Below are 15,296 nucleotides of genomic sequence, written 5' to 3' on the forward strand. Positions count from 1 at the left end.
TAAATTAAGCAGACTTCAGAGTGCCTTTTGGCAATACTGTAGTGATGGCACCTTTTTGCATGTGCACTTCAGTGCCAGCAGAAATTTCAACGGTAACTATTTGGTCTTTCAATGCCGTTACTTTGCCCATGATGCCGCCAACAGTAACAACTTCATCGCCAACGCCTAATGACTCGAGCATTACCTTAGTTTCTTTTTGACGCTTCATTTGTGGGCGAATCATGATGAAGTACAAAACTGCAAACATCAAAATCAAAGGGAGAAAGCTCATCAAGCCACTGGAATCTGCGCCCGCTGCAGGAGCTTGGGCAAAAGCGTTACTAATCCACATACAAAACCTCCGTTAATTACCAATTAAAAACTGCGATATTTTTCGACCTTTAAACCGATGGCCGTAACCCGCAATTCTAAACTGTGTGGGGCTTTGGAGGTGATTTACAGGGGGTTTTGCCCCCTGTAGGGCTATTAGTCCTGCCCAGGCTCAACACCACGCTGGCGATTGCTATGAAATTCCTCACGATAGGCGCTAAAGCGGTCTTTGCTGAGAGCCTCGCGGACCTCAGTCATCAGCTGGAGGTAGTAGGACAGGTTATGAATGGTGTTTAGCTGGGACCCTAGGATCTCATTCGCCTTTTGGAGGTGATTTAAATAGGATCTGGTGAAGTTTTGGCAGGTATAGCAGGCGCAGGTAGGGTCTACTGGGCGATCATCGTCCTTGTACCCAGAATTACGGAGCTTTAGGTCGCCAAAGCGGGTAAAGAGCCAGCCATTGCGGGCGTTGCGGGTTGGCATCACGCAATCGAACATATCAATGCCTAGGCTAACGCCCAATATCAGATCTTCTGGAGTGCCAACGCCCATTAAATAATGAGGCATATGTTCTGGCAATTTGGGTGCAGTGAAATTGAGAATCCGCTCAAACTCGGGTTTAGGCTCTCCAACTGATAAGCCACCAATAGCAATCCCATCAAAACCTTGCTGACTTACGGCATCTAAAGAAAATTCACGCAGATTCTCAAACATGCCGCCTTGGACAATGCCAAAGAGTCCGTTGCCTGTATTCAGTTCGCGAAAACGCTTGAGAGAGCGATCGCCCCAGCGCAAAGACATCTCTAGTGATGCACGAGCTGTTTTTTCAGAAGTGGGTTGACCTTTGATTTCATAAGGAGTGCATTCATCAAACTGCATCGCGATATCGCTATTGAGAACCGCCTGAATTTCCATTGACACTTCTGGAGACATAAATAATTTGTCGCCATTGATTGGAGATGCAAAGGTCACGCCCTCTTCAGAGATCTTGCGCAGCGCGCCCAAACTAAATACCTGAAAGCCGCCAGAGTCAGTGAGGATCGGTTTGTCCCAACCCATAAAACGATGCAAGCCACCATGTTTTTTAATCACATCTAATCCCGGCCTTAACCAGAGATGAAAGGTATTGCCTAAAATAATTTGGGCTTTGGCTTCATTCAAATCACGCGGTGTCATTGCCTTGACGGTGCCATACGTTCCCACGGGCATGAAGATTGGTGTTTGCACGCTGCCATGTGGAAGGTCAAGCTGACCAAGGCGAGCTGGGCTTTGCGAGTCGCGTGCCAGGATATTGAAGTGAACAGGTTTGGTCATAACTTTGGATTCTCGAGTCGACATAGAAACATCGCATCTCCATAGCTGAAGAAACGATACTTCTGATGAATGGCATGTTGATAAGCGGCGCGAATGTTTTCCATTCCCGCAAAAGCACTGACCAACATTAATAAGGTAGATTTTGGCAGATGAAAGTTCGTAAGCAAACAATCTACGGTTTTAAATTGGTAGCCGGGGGTAATAAAGAGATTGGTCTCGCCGCTATTTTGCCCGCTAGCAGCCTGACTCTCTAGTGCGCGCAGACTGGTAGTGCCTACCGCAACAATTTTGCCACCATTTTTCTTGGTAGTCTCAATGGCTTCTAATGTCGCATTGGGAATAGAGAACCATTCGTAGTGCATCTTATGTTTTGAAAGATCTTCTTCACGCACGGGCGTAAATGTTCCGGCTCCCACATGTAATGTGACGGCCGCTTGATGAACACCTAACTTCTTGAGTTCTTGCAAGATAGATTCATCAAAATGTAAGCCTGCTGTTGGGGCAGCTACCGCCCCTGGATTTTTGGCAACTACCGTTTGATAACGCTGCGCGTCTTCTCCATCAGGTTGATGCTCAATATAGGGGGGCAATGGGAGCTCACCAAAACGCTCAAGCAAAGAAAACACATTCTCCGGAAAGCGCACCTCATAAAAACGTCCGTCATACCCAATCATCTCTACAGGAAAGGTTTCGCCAGCCTGATTGTGAATATGAACAGTGGTTCCAGTCTTAGGTACCTTGGAGGCTCTAATTTGTACCCAAGCCTGCTTTTCACCGCTAATGCGTTCAATGAGCAGTTCCACGTTCCCGCCAGTTTCCTTTTTGCCGTGTAAGCGCGCAGGAATAACCTTGGTGTCGTTAAAGACTAATAAGTCCCCAGACTGAAGAAGACTCAGAATGTCCTTAAACTGTCGATCTACCAATTGGACGTGATTTGGCCCATCAGCCATGACCTCTAAGAGGCGGCTATCGGTTCTATTCGCCAAGGGATGTTGGGCGATTAGCTCGGGTGGGAGTTCGTAATTAAAGTCGGAGAGTTGCATAGCATTACCATCAGGTATTAGATTTTAACGATGACTACTAAACAAGCGCCAAGCACACTCCAAAAGATGGGTTTAGATACCCCTATGGCCCTTGCTTTGCACTTGCCATCCCGTTACGAGGATGAGACCGAGCTGCTCACTATCGAGGAGGCAATACATCAGGGTCGATTTAACTCCGCTCAGACTCAAGGTGCAGTTATTCGTAATCAGGTCTTATTTAGACCCAGAAGGCAGATGATAGTCACTATTGAGGATGAAACTGAAACCTTAAATCTGCGTTTCCTGAACTTCTATCCTAGCCAGCAAAAACAAATGGCTGTTGGGGTCAATATTCGAGTCCGCGGTGAAGTGCGTGAAGGTTTTCAGGGTCCAGAGATGGTGCACCCTACGGTGAGAGCTGTCGCTCCAGATGCACCTTTGCCCGTTAGTTTGACTCCAGTTTATCCAGCAAGTGTTGGAGTCTCGCAAACCATTATTCGTAAGGCAGTGACACAAGCCTTGCGTGAACCAAGTCTGCAAGATAGTTTGGCTGAGTTCTTGCCCAAAGAACTGATGGCAGAGTTGCTACCAAGTCATGATTGGCCAAACTTGCAAGCGGCGATTACCTATTTGCATCAACCACCTGCTGATGCAAATACCCAAGCATTGCTAGAGCGTACTCATCCTGCTTGGCGTCGAGTGCAGTTTGAGGAACTCCTTGCTCAGCAAATTTCGTTAAAGCGTGCCCATGCGATTCGTCGGGAGCGGCATGCACCAAGCTTTCCAAGGGCAAAGAAACAAAGCCTTGAAGGGGGTTTGTTAAAGGTATTGCCTTTTAAATTAACTAATGCTCAAGATCGTGTTTGGTCTGAAATTAGTAATGATCTTTCTCAATCATTTCCGATGAATCGCCTTCTACAAGGAGACGTGGGTAGCGGCAAGACCGTAGTGGCTGCTTTAGCTGCAGCGCGGGTGATGGATCATGGTTATCAAGCAGCCATCATGGCGCCTACGGAGATCTTGGCTGAGCAGCACTACCTCAAAATGAAAGAATGGTTTGAACCTTTGGGGGTAAAAATCGCTTGGCTGTCAGGGAGTCTGAAAGCCAAAGAAAAACGATTGGCGCAAGAAGTGATCGAGAATGGGCAAGCCCAACTCATTATTGGTACGCATGCTCTTATTCAAGAAAATGTGAGCTTTGCCAAACTTGGCCTCGCAGTGATTGATGAGCAACATCGCTTTGGAGTGAGGCAGCGTTTAGAGATTCAGCAACGGGTTGGCTCAGAATTGTTCTACTGCCATCAGCTGATGATGTCAGCGACACCAATACCACGCACTTTAGCGATGACCTACTATGCGGACTTAGATGTCTCTGTCATCGATGAATTACCTCCTGGCCGAAAACCGATTGCTACCAAGGTAGTTAAAGCCAGTCGCCGTGATGAGGTGATCGGTGGTTTGCAAAGTTGGTTATCCAAGGGGTTGCAAGCGTACTGGGTTTGCCCTCTCATTGAAGAGTCTGAAGTGCTGCAATTGCAAACCGCAGTTGAGAGCTTCGAGCAACTGACGCAGGCTTTACCTGACTTCAAGGTTGGCCTGGTACATGGCAGATTAAAAGCAGAAGAAAAAGCGGCAGTCATGGCTGCCTTCAAGGCAAACGAGATTCAGCTCTTAGTGGCTACTACGGTAATTGAGGTTGGGGTAGACGTACCTAATGCGGCGTTAATGGTGATTGAGCATGCTGAGCGTTTTGGTTATGCCCAGATTCATCAATTACGCGGGCGCGTGGGTAGAGGGTCTGCGGATTCGGTCTGTATTTTGATGTATGCCGAACCACTTTCAATGGCCGCCAAGGAGCGTCTACAAACTTTACGTGAGACCTCAGATGGTTTTGTGATTGCTGAGCGAGATTTATCACTGCGTGGTCCGGGTGAATTATTGGGCGCAAAGCAATCAGGGGATGCGATGTTGCGCTTTGTTGATTTGCAACGCGACGCCTGGTTAATTGAGTTGGCTCAACAGGCGGCTGAGCGCTTACTCGCTGAGCATGCAGATCTGGTAGAGCGTCATTTAGAGCGCTGGCTCGGATCTCGAGCTGAATTTCTGAAGGCCTGATAATTACCTTATGAATTTAAAAGATCGTTTTATTTCTTACGGGTACCTAATCAGGCTAGATAAGCCAATTGGTACGCTATTACTGTTATGGCCTACGCTCTGGGCTCTTTGGTTGGCAAGCAGTGGCGTGCCTGATTTATCTATTTTGCTGATCTTTACGGTTGGTACTTTTTTGATGCGTAGTGCGGGCTGCGCAATCAACGATTATGCTGATCGTGATTTTGATCGGCATGTTAAACGGACCCAAGGTCGCCCAGTCACGAGTGGAAAAATCTCGGGTAAAGAGGCCGTAGCTGTGGCTGGGGTATTGGCCTTAATTGCGTTTTTACTCATTCAGCCCCTGAACCTATTTACAAAGCAGTTGTCCGTGCTTGCTTTAATAGTAGCCTTCGTCTATCCCTTTACGAAACGCTTTTTTGTCATGCCTCAAGCTGTCTTGGGTATTGCCTTTGGCTTTGGCATTCCGATGGCGTATGCGGCTATTTTGGATTTCATCCCCCTAGAGGCTTGGTTCTTATTTATTGGGAACATCTTTTGGGCGATTGCTTATGACACCGCTTATGCCATGGTTGATCGCGATGATGATCTGCGCCTAGGGTTGAGAACATCGGCCATTACTTTTGGTCAGTACGATGTCGTCGCTATAGCAATAAGCTACGGGATGCTTTTTCTGAGTCAGCTATGGGTGGCGCAATTAGCCAACTTAAGCAATTATTATTTAGTGGGTTGGTTCGCTGCATTGGCTTGCGCAATCTATCACTTGAAGTTGGTTTCAACTCGCAATAGAGATAATTGCTTTAAAGCATTCCGCCATAACAACTGGTTAGGCGGATTTTTATTTATAGGAATTGTGCTGGGTTTAGGTATTAACTAACTCTGGCCGAGTTCATCGCCCATCGTTTTGCCACGCTGACTGGCTGCATCAATCGCTTTTTCTAAAATTTCATGCCAACCTTGTTGTTTCATGACATCTAGAGCAGCAGCAGTGGTTCCGCCTTTTGAAGTGACTCTCTCGCGGAGAACGCCAGCGTGCTCATCAGAGTTATGGGCGAGCTGTGTAGCGCCTTCAAGAGTGGCATACGCCAGCTTGCGAGCCGTCTCTGTATCAAGACCGAGCTTCTCTCCAGCAGATTGCATTGCCTCTAAAAATGCAAAGACATAGGCTGGGCCACTACCAGAAACAGCAGTTACTGCGTCCATCAATTTTTCTTCTTTTACCCAAACGGTTTGACCTACCGCATTACAAATGGTTTCAGCTAAGGCGCGGTCAGATTGATCTACAGCTGCATCTGCAAAAAGACCGGTAATCCCTTTACCAATTAAGGCTGGAGTATTGGGCATAGCGCGCGCACAGCGTGTGTGATCAAGCCAGCGACTCATATCTTTTAGGCGAATACCGGCAGCGATGCTCAGAATGAGTGGGCCGGGAGCGCTAGCATGCTTAAGTTTAGATGCCAAACCTTTGGCGACGACATTGAAGTCTTGGGGTTTGATCGCCATGACAAGCACATTATTTTTAGAGAAGTCAAAAGAGATATGTTCTAAAGCGCTAATGCCTTGAACGCCAAAATCTTCGTGCAGCTTGAGGGCGGTTGTAGCATTTGCTTCTACAACAGAAATTTGATTGGATTCGAATCCACTAGCAAGAAGGCCGCTAATGAGGGCGCGCCCCATATTGCCGCCACCAACAAAGGTGATGTGCGCATTGCTATTATTTTGTGCGATTTTGTTTGTGCTCATTTGCTAATCTTATCGCGCTTCCCGAAAATGGCTGTACCAACGCGAACTAAAGTGCTGCCTTCAGCGATGGCGGCCTCTAAATCATCGGACATGCCCATCGAAAGGGTGTCAAAGAACTGGTAACCAAGTTCAGTGAAATGGCTGGCTTGTATGCGCTTGAAACAATCTTGTACGGCTGCAAAAGCCTGGCGTTGCAAGACAGGGTCTGGATTAGGTGCGGGAATTGCCATCAAGCCCCGCAGAACTAAGTTTGGTAAAGAGGTAATAGCGTTACAGAGTTCTTCAACTTCAACCAGAGAAATGCCGCTTTTGCTCTCTTCCTCGCTAACATTGATTTGTACGCAAACCATCAATGGCGGTAAATCTGGAAACTCGCCACGTTGGGCGGATAGGCGTTCTGCAATTTTGAGGCGGTCCACACTATGAACCCAATCGAAATGTTGGGCTACTTCTCTGGTTTTATTGCTCTGCAAAGGTCCAATGAAATGCCAGTTCAACCAAGGGCGTAATTTGGCTAACTTCTCAATTTTTTCAACGGCCTCTTGCACATAGTTTTCACCAAAAGCCGATTGACCAGCATGCATAGCTTCTTCAACGGCAGCGGCAGGAAAGGTTTTGCTAACAGCTAAAAGTTCAATATCTTCCGGCTCACGCTTTGCTGCTAGGGCAGCAAGTTCAATCCTTGCTCTGACTTGCATCAGATTGACAACAATGGAATTCATGAGGCCTTAGAAGATTTGCTAAGTAGTTGATCTACGATTTCAATCCAATGCACTACTGGGGTGTCTTCTTGCTGCAGATGGGTGATGCAGCCAATGTTTCCAGAAACAATGACCTCTGCACCAGATTCCTCGCAGGCGGCATTTAAGTGGGTTAACTTATTTTTACGAAGTTGCTCAGAGAGTTCTGGTTGAGTAACAGAGTAAGTGCCTGCAGAGCCGCAGCAAAGATGGCTGTCCGCACATAAACGCACACCAATACCGATACTAGAAAGTAAGCCCTCAACCTTGCCGCGAATTTGTTGGCCGTGTTGCAAGGTGCAAGGCGGGTGATATACGACGCCTGGTTTTGGATCTGTACCTACCAGCTGCACCAGCTCATTTTGCAAGGAAGGCAGTATTTCAGAAATATCCTTGGTCAGATCTGAAATCTTTTTCGCTTTGGCTGCGTAGATGGGATCATTTGCAAAGAGATGGCCATAGTCCTTCACCATCACACCGCAACCAGATGCTGTCATCACAATCGCTTCCACACCACTTTCAACCAAAGGCCACCACGCATCAATATTTTGCTTGGCATTATCTAAACCGCCAGCTTGATCATTAAGGTGATAGCGTAGTGCTCCACAGCAAGTGGCATTGGGCGCACTAGTCATTTGAATCTTTAACGCGTTAAGCACACGTGCTGTTGCTGAATTGATATTTGGGAGCATGCCAGGCTGTACGCAACCTTCGAGTAAAACCATTTTGCGCTGATGGGTTGTAGTAGGTCTTGCGTAAGCATCAGTGGAATCGGCCAGTGCTTTATTAACAGTTAGCGGAATCTTGCGCTTGATGCCGCTTGGCATTAACGGACGCACTAAGCGACCTAGGGTCATAGCCGTATTAAATAAAGCAGGCTTAGTTAAACCTTCTTTTAGGGCCCAACGGGTCAAGCGTTGGCCGATTGGGCGCTCAGGCGTATTTTCTTCTGCCCACTTGCGACCAATGTCTATTAAGTTGCCGTATTGAACACCGCTCGGGCAAGTACTCTCGCAATTGCGACAAGTTAAACAGCGATCTAAATGCAGGCGAGTCTTTTCAGTGGGTGCCTGCCCTTCTGCGATCTGCTTAATCAGATAGATGCGTCCGCGAGGCCCATCTAACTCATCACCTAGTATTTGATAGGTAGGGCAGGTGGCCGTACAAAAACCACAGTGAACACATTTGCCCAGAATGCGGGCTGCCTCGATACCTTCCGGTGTGTTGGCAAATTGAGGGGCGAGTTGAGTTTGCATAGAAATACTTATGGAAGGCGTTTAGTAGCGAATACACCTGCAGGATCAAAAGCTGATCTCAGGCGTTCTTGCACTGCCTCAAGGGCAAAGGAGTGAGCTTGCTCGGATAGCAAGGTAAAGCGCTGATTGCTAGGATCTACATTGGCACCCTGTTTAAAGCGAGTTGCATGTCCGCCATGGGAATTAGCAATGGCCTTGATGGCTTTAAAGGTAGCATCATCGCCAGGCGCTGTAATCCAACGTTGTTGACCATGCCACTCTAGAACAATTTCATCCGAGGCACCACTGATAGTAATTGGCCCACTGGCTGCAGGGAGTGCTAAGCGATAAAGCGTTTGATCGGCACCTAGATTGGCAAATGCAGAAAGTTTTTGCTCACGTAAATCATTCCAGAAATGTTCTGCGGTTTCAGGATTAACCTCAGTAGCCATAACCAAAGAACTCATGAGAGGAATTGCGGCTTTAACCGCGGCTGCGGCACCCGCAAGACGGAAAGTTAACTCTCCATCGCCGCCTGTAGTGGAACCAATCCAGCAGCTTGCAGATAAAGGTAGTGGCTGTCCAGCCCATTCGTTCAATATCTTGAGGGCTTTCTCTTGGGAGATCTGGCACCGTAAGGTTGCGGTCGCCGCAGGTTTAGGTAAGACCTTGACTGAGGCTTCCAACAAAAGAGCAAGCGTTCCCAAAGAGCCGGGCAGTAAACGAGAGACGTCATATCCCGCTACGTTCTTCATGACCTTACCGCCAAAGGAAAGATCTTGGCCTTTGCCATCAATAATGCGAGCACCCAATACAAAGTCACGGAAGTTGCCCACAGCAATGCGCCCTGGGCCAGCAAGTCCGGCGGCAATTGCACCACCAAAGGTTGCATGTTCACCAAAGTGTGGTGGTTCAAAAGCAAACACCTGATTCTTTTCTTTTAGAGCTGCTTCAATTTCTTTTAGCGGAGTGCCTGCACAGGCGGTGATGACTAATTCTTCTGGCTGATACTCCAAAATACCGGAGTAAGTACGTGTATCTAGCTTTGTATAGCCATTCGGATTGCCATACCAAGCTTTAGTGCCACCGCCTTCAATCGAGAGCGGGGTTTTATTCTTTGCTGCATTGAGAATTTGCTCTTGGAATGCATTAATTTGTGGATGGGAGTGACTCATCAGAAGCGCTCCAATTCTGGGTGAGGCAATTGGCCGCCGCTAATGCGCATGCGACCATATTCTGCGCAGCGACTTAAAGTCGGAATAGCTTTGTCTGGGTTGAGTAATTTTTCTGGATCAAAGGCACTCTTCACGCCCCAGAAAGATTCGCGCTCACCTTCACCAAACTGAACGCACATCGAATTAATTTTTTCAATGCCAACACCATGCTCACCAGTGATGGTGCCACCAAGCTCAACACAGGCTTCTAATATTTCAGTGCCGAATTCTTCTGCGCGATGCCATTCGTCTTGATCGGCACCATTAAATAAAATCAATGGATGCATATTGCCGTCACCCGCATGGAAAACATTTAAACAACCAAGGCCGTACTTTTCTTCCATGCCCTGAATGCGCTTGAGGAGCGTAGCAATATGGCGGCGCGGAATAGTGCCATCCATACAGTAGTAATCAGCTGCCAGCCGACCTGCAGCAGGGAAGGCATTCTTGCGCCCACTCCAAAACTTTAAGCGCTCGCTTTCATCTTTGGAGATCTGAATGCCACTAGCGCCAGATTCTTCGAGTACTTTAGTCATGCGTTCAATTTCTTCAGCTACTTCTTCAGGAGTGCCATCAGATTCGCAGAGCAAAATAGCTGCAGCGTCTAAGTCATAGCCAGCATGTACAAACTCTTCTACAGCGCGGGTAGTAGCCTTGTCCATCATTTCAAGACCGGCAGGAATAATGCCAGCAGCAATAATGGCGGCAACTGCATTACCACCCTTTTCAATGTCATCAAAACTCGCCATGATGACACGTGCTAATTTTGGTTTAGCAACCAATTTGACCGTAACTTCAGTCACAACAGCTAGCATGCCCTCGCTGCCCATCATGATGGCTAATAAATCAAGGCCTGGTGCATCGGGTGCTAGGCCGCCAAATTCAACAATCTCACCATTCATGAGGATTGCACGCACACGCAGAACGTTGTGCAGAGTAAGCCCATATTTAAGACAGTGCACACCACCGGAGTTTTCATTGACATTGCCACCAATAGAGCAGGCAATCTGAGAGGAGGGGTCTGGAGCGTAATACAAGCCAAGATGGGCAACTGCTTCAGAAATAGCAAGATTGCGCACGCCAGGTTGAACAACTGCAGTGCGGGTAAATGGATCAATGCTGACAATTTTCTTGAGCTTGGCTAATGACAGTACCAACCCCTGAGAAATAGGCATTGCACCACCCGAGAGACCAGTTCCCGATCCGCGAGGCACTACGGGGATTTGCATTGCATAGCAAATCTTCAAAATTTGGGTAACTTGCCCTTCTGTTTCTGGCAGAGCTACTGCCAAAGGCATCCGACGGTAAGCGGCCAGACCATCACATTCATAGGGAATGGTATCTTCTGGCTCCCATAGAAGGGCATGTTCCGGCAGGATTGGGCGCAAGGCCGCAACCAATTTGGACTGAAGGGCGCTAATAGCGGCTAATTCGGGGGGTGGGGTCACCATATTCATAAGAATCATTTTAGCCATTTACCTATAATTAAGCTTATGGGAAATCGACTATCAAAAATCGCCACTAGAACCGGTGACGCAGGAATGACGGGCTTGGGTGACGGAAGTCGCGTAGAGAAGGATCACCTTCGGGTCTGCGCCATGGGCGATATCGATGAGCTGAACTCAGAAATCGGGGTTTTAATGACTGAGGAGATCCCAGCGAGCATTTCTGCTGAATTACAGGAGCTTTTTCTGCAGGTGCAGCATGATTTATTCGATTTAGGGGGTGAACTTTGCATCCCTAATTACAAACTGCTCAATCCTGAGCATGTAGCGCAGCTAGATGTTTGGCTCGAAAAATACAACAAACAATTACCCCCTTTGACTGAATTCATTTTGCCGGGCGGTACTCGTGCTGCTGCACAAGCCCATGTTTGCCGCACCGTATGTCGCAGGGCAGAGCGTTCGATTGTTCGCTTGGGTTGGGAAGAGCCTTTATATGATTCCCCTCGTCAATATGTCAACCGCCTATCTGATTTGCTCTTTGTGCTTGCACGTATTTTGAATCGTGCGGCTGGCGGTTCGGATGTGTTGTGGAAGCATGAAAAAAAAGAGACTAAATAAATTAGTCTCTTTTATCAGTGGTACTTAAAAAATACTGCAGTATTACTTTTTCTTGCTTCTACGTTTCTTAACGGCTGTAGCTAGACGCTCTAGTACCTTCACAGAGTCATCCCAGTTGATGCAGGCATCCGTAATGCTCTTGCCGTATTCCAATTTACTTGGGTCATCTTTTCCTGGCGTAAATTTCTGAGCACCATCATTTAAATGACTCTCAACCATCACGCCAAAAATCTGGTGTGAGCCAGACTCAATTTGCTGCGCCACATCGTCAGCAACCACAATCTGACGCTCATGCTTCTTACTTGAATTGGCATGGGATAAATCAACCATCAAACTGGCTGGAAGCTTGGCTGCCTCTAGCTCAGAGCAGGCCGCTTGCACAAAATGAGCTTCATAGTTTGGCTCTTTGCCACCACGCAAAATCACGTGGCAATCTTTATTGCCTTTAGTTTCCACAACCGATACTTGACCATTTTTATGAACGGATAAGAAATGATGAGGGCGACCTGCTGCTTGAATCGCATCGGTAGCAATTTTGATGTTGCCATCAGTACCGTTCTTAAATCCGATAGGTGCCGATAGGCCAGATGCAAGTTCGCGGTGAACTTGGCTCTCAGTAGTACGCGCACCAATAGCACCCCATGAAATCAGATCCGCAATATATTGCGGAGAAATCACATCTAAGAATTCGCTACCAGCAGGCATGCCAAGGCGATTAATTTCCATTAGCACTTGGCGCGCAAGGCGAAGACCTTCTTCGATGCGATAGCTTTCATCCAGATACGGGTCGTTAATCAAACCCTTCCAGCCAACAGTAGTGCGTGGCTTTTCAAAATACACGCGCATCACAATTTCTAATTCACCGGCAAAACGCTCGCGCTCAGCTAAGAGGCGTTGGCAATATTCCAACGCTGCTTTTGGGTCATGAATGGAGCATGGTCCGATGATCACGAGTAAGCGGTCATCTTTGCCATGAATAATGTCGCGGATCTTTTTGCGAGTGTTGCTGATCAACGCTTCAGTAGGTGTTCCAGAAATCGGAAAGAAACGGATTAAATGCTCTGGCGGAGGCAGAACAGAAATGTTGTCAATGCGTTGATCGTCAGTATCTGAAGTCTTGTCGACAGCAGAGTACCAATTGGCGGGATTCGTATTTTGTTGGCTCATCCGGCTATTTTAAGCCGTAATTAGCCAGTATTAGGCAGTCCCACCCACAGTCAGGCTATCAATCCTCAGGGTAGGCTGCCCAACCCCGACTGGAACACTTTGCCCTTCCTTGCCACAAACCCCAACCCCACCGTCTAATTTCAGGTCATTTCCGATCATAGAAACCTGTTTTAGGGATTCTGGCCCGCTACCAATAATGGTCGCGCCTTTGACGGGATATTGAATTTTGCCGTTCTCAACCCAGTAGGCCTCTGAAGCAGAAAACACAAATTTGCCACTAGTGATATCAACCTGACCACCACCAAAGTTCACTGCGTATAAACCGCGCTTGATGCTGGCGACAATTTCTTGAGGATCCTCTTTACCGGCCAACATATAGGTATTTGTCATGCGCGGCATTGGCAGCGAAGCAAAACTTTCACGGCGACCATTGCCGGTGAGGGGCATATTCATGAGTCGGGCATTCAGGCTGTCCTGAATGTAACCTTTCAATATGCCGTCTTCAATTAAGGTGGTGCATTGAGTGGGAGTACCTTCGTCATCGATATTCAGAGAGCCTCTGCGTCCAGATAAAGTTCCATCATCCACAACGGTGACACCTTTAGCTGCAACACGTTGTCCAATGCGACCAGCAAAAGCAGAGGATCCTTTGCGATTAAAGTCACCTTCGAGACCATGACCTACTGCCTCATGCAATAGAACGCCAGGCCAGCCTGGTCCCATTACAACTGTCATTGGACCAGCAGGCGCTGGGCGCGATTCCAGATTTACTAGGGCTCCGTCAACAGCCTCATCGACATAGCGATTAATCAAATCAGTATTAAAGTAAAGATAGTCATGACGTGCACCGCCGCCAGAAGAGCCTGATTCACGTCGACCATTCTGTTCTGCAATAACGTGTACCGAAACGCGTACTAGTGGGCGTACATCTGCCGCTAACAAGCCGTCTGCACGCACAACCAATACAACATCAAATTCCCCAGCCAGACTGGCCATCACTTGGATGATCCGTGGGTCACGTGCTTTAGCGCGACGTTCTATGCTTTCCAGAAGCGCGATTTTTTCTTTGGGCTCAAGAGAATCTAAAGGATTGACATCCGAGTAGAGCTTATTGGATATGGGATTAAATAGTTTGCTTGCAACCGCTTGCTTGCCACCCTCGGGCCCAATTACTCGAGTAGCTTTGGCTGCTTTATTTAATGCTTCTAAATTAATCTCATCCGAATAAGCGAAAGCCGTCTTATCGCCATAGATAGCGCGCACACCAACGCCTTGATCAATATTAAAGCTGCCGGATTTAACGATACCCTCTTCAAGACTCCAACTTTCACTCCGAGTATGTTGGAAGTAAAGATCTGCATCATCAAGGCGATGGGCAAATAGGTTGCCAAAGGTGCCGTGCAAATCTTGCTCGGATAAGCCGGTTGGTTCGAGCAAAATAGATTTGGCTAGTTTGATGAGGTCTGCTTGCTTTTTGGCTTTGGTCCAATTGGCGGGGAATAGTGCTTCTGGTGCATTCATGTGATTCAGCAAATCTTTCTTTAAAGCGTGCGATGCGTAAGTGCGGGTAACTTAGAGCGTACCTCGTTTAATTTATCTTTGCACAAAACCCCTGAAATAAAGCCTTCCCCCTCAGGGAGGTTAGCCAGGATGCTGCCCCAAGGATCAATCAACATACTGTTGCCCCAAGTGCGACGCTGATTTTGATGAATGCCGCCTTGGGCAGAAGCTAATACATAGCATTGGTTTTCGATAGCGCGAGCGCGCAAGAGAATTTCCCAATGGTCTTTACCAGTTGTATAGGTAAAGGCAGCCGGGATGATATGGCAATCTACCTGTCCAATGGCGCGATAGAGCTCTGGGAAGCGCAGGTCATAACAAATACTTAAGCCAAATGTCCAATCATTTCCATTAATTGAAATTTTTAAGAGGCCTGGCTTATTGCCAGCCTCAATGGTTTCTGATTCTTGATAGCGCTCAGTTTCTGTTTGAAAGCCAAATAAATGGATTTTGTCGTAACGAGAAATTTGCTCGCCTGCAGGATTAAAGGCAAGCGTTGTGTTGAGTACTTTATTAGGATCTTTTGCTTCCAGTGGAATAGTGCCTGCCACTAGGTAAATATTATTTTGTTTTGCAATATCCGAAAGTTGTTCTTGGATGGGGCCGTTTCCAATACTTTCGCGGGCGCGCACTTTATCGGTGTCCTTGAGACCCATTAAGCAAAAATACTCTGGCAAGACGGCTAGTTGTGCGCCGTCAGTTGCAGCTGCGGCGATGAGCCTGCTTGCTGCAGATAAGTTCTCCCGTAAATCAGGAGTGGAAACCATCTGAATGGAGGAAATCTTGAGATCTACGCTGTTTGCTGATGGGCTCATGA

At 47.5% G+C, this 15,296-nt stretch carries 14 protein-coding genes; 3 read left to right on the forward strand and 11 right to left on the reverse strand.

Annotated elements, in window-relative coordinates; translation table 11 throughout:
* Positions 1-4: 4 nt before the first annotated feature.
* The 3 genes from yajC to queA all read right to left on the reverse strand — a co-directional run bounded on the left by yajC (position 5) and on the right by queA (position 2,666).
* A complete protein-coding gene (gene yajC / locus AOC28_RS04705) occupies positions 5-331 on the reverse strand; it encodes a preprotein translocase subunit YajC (protein WP_072582800.1) in 327 nt (108 codons plus the stop codon).
* A gap of 134 nt (positions 332-465) precedes the next feature.
* On the reverse strand, positions 466-1,623 hold the full coding sequence (gene tgt, locus AOC28_RS04710; protein WP_072582910.1) for a tRNA guanosine(34) transglycosylase Tgt: 1,158 nt from the start codon (positions 1,621-1,623) through the stop codon (positions 466-468).
* Complete coding sequence (gene queA / locus AOC28_RS04715) at positions 1,620-2,666, reverse strand: tRNA preQ1(34) S-adenosylmethionine ribosyltransferase-isomerase QueA (RefSeq protein ID WP_072582801.1); 1,047 nt, start codon at positions 2,664-2,666, stop codon at positions 1,620-1,622. The genes tgt and queA overlap by 4 nt, the downstream gene beginning before the upstream one ends.
* Before the next feature lie 30 nt (positions 2,667-2,696).
* Between queA and recG the strand changes: the two genes are divergently transcribed.
* Positions 2,697-4,760 (forward strand): ATP-dependent DNA helicase RecG, encoded by a 2,064-nt coding sequence (gene recG, locus AOC28_RS04720; protein WP_072582802.1) that lies wholly within the window; start codon positions 2,697-2,699, stop codon positions 4,758-4,760.
* Between the two features lie 10 nt (positions 4,761-4,770).
* Positions 4,771-5,634 (forward strand): 4-hydroxybenzoate octaprenyltransferase, encoded by an 864-nt coding sequence (gene ubiA, locus AOC28_RS04725; protein WP_072582803.1) that lies wholly within the window; start codon positions 4,771-4,773, stop codon positions 5,632-5,634.
* On the opposite strand, the gene proC is transcribed toward ubiA, so the two are convergent.
* The 5 genes from proC to AOC28_RS04750 are packed head-to-tail and all read right to left on the reverse strand — an operon-like array spanning position 5,631 to position 11,140.
* Positions 5,631-6,500: a pyrroline-5-carboxylate reductase gene (gene proC, locus AOC28_RS04730; protein ID WP_072582804.1), complete on the reverse strand. Its 870-nt coding sequence runs from the start codon at positions 6,498-6,500 to the stop codon at positions 5,631-5,633. The two genes, ubiA and proC, sit on opposite strands and share 4 nt — an antisense overlap.
* Positions 6,497-7,222: a YggS family pyridoxal phosphate-dependent enzyme gene (locus AOC28_RS04735; RefSeq protein ID WP_072582805.1), complete on the reverse strand. Its 726-nt coding sequence runs from the start codon at positions 7,220-7,222 to the stop codon at positions 6,497-6,499. The genes proC and AOC28_RS04735 overlap by 4 nt, the downstream gene beginning before the upstream one ends.
* Complete coding sequence (gene glcF / locus AOC28_RS04740) at positions 7,219-8,496, reverse strand: glycolate oxidase subunit GlcF (protein ID WP_072582806.1); 1,278 nt, start codon at positions 8,494-8,496, stop codon at positions 7,219-7,221. Before glcF ends, AOC28_RS04735 begins: the two co-directional genes overlap by 4 nt.
* Positions 8,497-8,504: 8 nt before the next feature.
* Entirely contained in the window at positions 8,505-9,650 is a 1,146-nt protein-coding gene (gene glcE / locus AOC28_RS04745; RefSeq protein ID WP_072582807.1) for a glycolate oxidase subunit GlcE, read from the reverse strand.
* A complete protein-coding gene (locus AOC28_RS04750) occupies positions 9,650-11,140 on the reverse strand; it encodes an FAD-linked oxidase C-terminal domain-containing protein (RefSeq protein WP_072582911.1) in 1,491 nt (496 codons plus the stop codon). The genes glcE and AOC28_RS04750 overlap by 1 nt, the downstream gene beginning before the upstream one ends.
* Positions 11,141-11,182: 42 nt before the next feature.
* On the opposite strand from AOC28_RS04750, the gene AOC28_RS04755 reads away from it, so the two are divergent.
* Positions 11,183-11,752 (forward strand): cob(I)yrinic acid a,c-diamide adenosyltransferase, encoded by a 570-nt coding sequence (locus AOC28_RS04755; protein WP_072582808.1) that lies wholly within the window; start codon positions 11,183-11,185, stop codon positions 11,750-11,752.
* A gap of 42 nt (positions 11,753-11,794) precedes the next feature.
* Here the strand turns inward: AOC28_RS04755 and AOC28_RS04760 are convergent, their stop codons facing one another.
* Genes AOC28_RS04760 through AOC28_RS04770 form a run of 3 tightly spaced genes read right to left on the reverse strand, consistent with a single transcriptional unit; the run spans position 11,795 to position 15,294 of the window.
* Positions 11,795-12,919: a 3-deoxy-7-phosphoheptulonate synthase gene (locus tag AOC28_RS04760; protein ID WP_072582809.1), complete on the reverse strand. Its 1,125-nt coding sequence runs from the start codon at positions 12,917-12,919 to the stop codon at positions 11,795-11,797.
* A gap of 30 nt (positions 12,920-12,949) precedes the next feature.
* The gene (gene tldD / locus AOC28_RS04765) at positions 12,950-14,440 is read right to left on the reverse strand and encodes a metalloprotease TldD (protein WP_072582810.1); all 1,491 of its coding nucleotides are present in this window, start codon (positions 14,438-14,440) and stop codon (positions 12,950-12,952) included.
* A gap of 20 nt (positions 14,441-14,460) precedes the next feature.
* Complete coding sequence (locus tag AOC28_RS04770; RefSeq protein WP_072582811.1) at positions 14,461-15,294, reverse strand: carbon-nitrogen hydrolase family protein; 834 nt, start codon at positions 15,292-15,294, stop codon at positions 14,461-14,463.
* Between the last annotated feature and the right edge of the window lie 2 nt (positions 15,295-15,296).

The sequence above is a fragment of the Polynucleobacter sp. MWH-Adler-W8 genome (genome assembly GCF_001889925.1).
In the GTDB taxonomy this organism is placed as follows: domain Bacteria; phylum Pseudomonadota; class Gammaproteobacteria; order Burkholderiales; family Burkholderiaceae; genus Polynucleobacter.

What these genes read in the sequence shown, in the direction of transcription:
- yajC (WP_072582800.1), bottom strand. Translation starts at nt 331, where the DNA reads ATGTGGATTAGTAACGCTTTTGCCCAAGCTCCTGCAGCGGGCGCAGAT.
- AOC28_RS04735 (WP_072582805.1), bottom strand. Translation starts at nt 7,222, where the DNA reads ATGAATTCCATTGTTGTCAATCTGATGCAAGTCAGAGCAAGGATTGAA.
- AOC28_RS04770 (WP_072582811.1), bottom strand. Translation starts at nt 15,294, where the DNA reads ATGAGCCCATCAGCAAACAGCGTAGATCTCAAGATTTCCTCCATTCAG.
- glcE (WP_072582807.1), bottom strand. Translation starts at nt 9,650, where the DNA reads ATGAGTCACTCCCATCCACAAATTAATGCATTCCAAGAGCAAATTCTC.
- tgt (WP_072582910.1), bottom strand. Translation starts at nt 1,623, where the DNA reads ATGACCAAACCTGTTCACTTCAATATCCTGGCACGCGACTCGCAAAGC.
- glcF (WP_072582806.1), bottom strand. Translation starts at nt 8,496, where the DNA reads ATGCAAACTCAACTCGCCCCTCAATTTGCCAACACACCGGAAGGTATC.
- AOC28_RS04755 (WP_072582808.1), top strand. Translation starts at nt 11,183, where the DNA reads ATGGGAAATCGACTATCAAAAATCGCCACTAGAACCGGTGACGCAGGA.
- AOC28_RS04760 (WP_072582809.1), bottom strand. Translation starts at nt 12,919, where the DNA reads ATGAGCCAACAAAATACGAATCCCGCCAATTGGTACTCTGCTGTCGAC.
- ubiA (WP_072582803.1), top strand. Translation starts at nt 4,771, where the DNA reads ATGAATTTAAAAGATCGTTTTATTTCTTACGGGTACCTAATCAGGCTA.
- AOC28_RS04750 (WP_072582911.1), bottom strand. Translation starts at nt 11,140, where the DNA reads ATGGTGACCCCACCCCCCGAATTAGCCGCTATTAGCGCCCTTCAGTCC.
- proC (WP_072582804.1), bottom strand. Translation starts at nt 6,500, where the DNA reads ATGAGCACAAACAAAATCGCACAAAATAATAGCAATGCGCACATCACC.
- recG (WP_072582802.1), top strand. Translation starts at nt 2,697, where the DNA reads ATGACTACTAAACAAGCGCCAAGCACACTCCAAAAGATGGGTTTAGAT.
- queA (WP_072582801.1), bottom strand. Translation starts at nt 2,666, where the DNA reads ATGCAACTCTCCGACTTTAATTACGAACTCCCACCCGAGCTAATCGCC.
- tldD (WP_072582810.1), bottom strand. Translation starts at nt 14,440, where the DNA reads ATGAATGCACCAGAAGCACTATTCCCCGCCAATTGGACCAAAGCCAAA.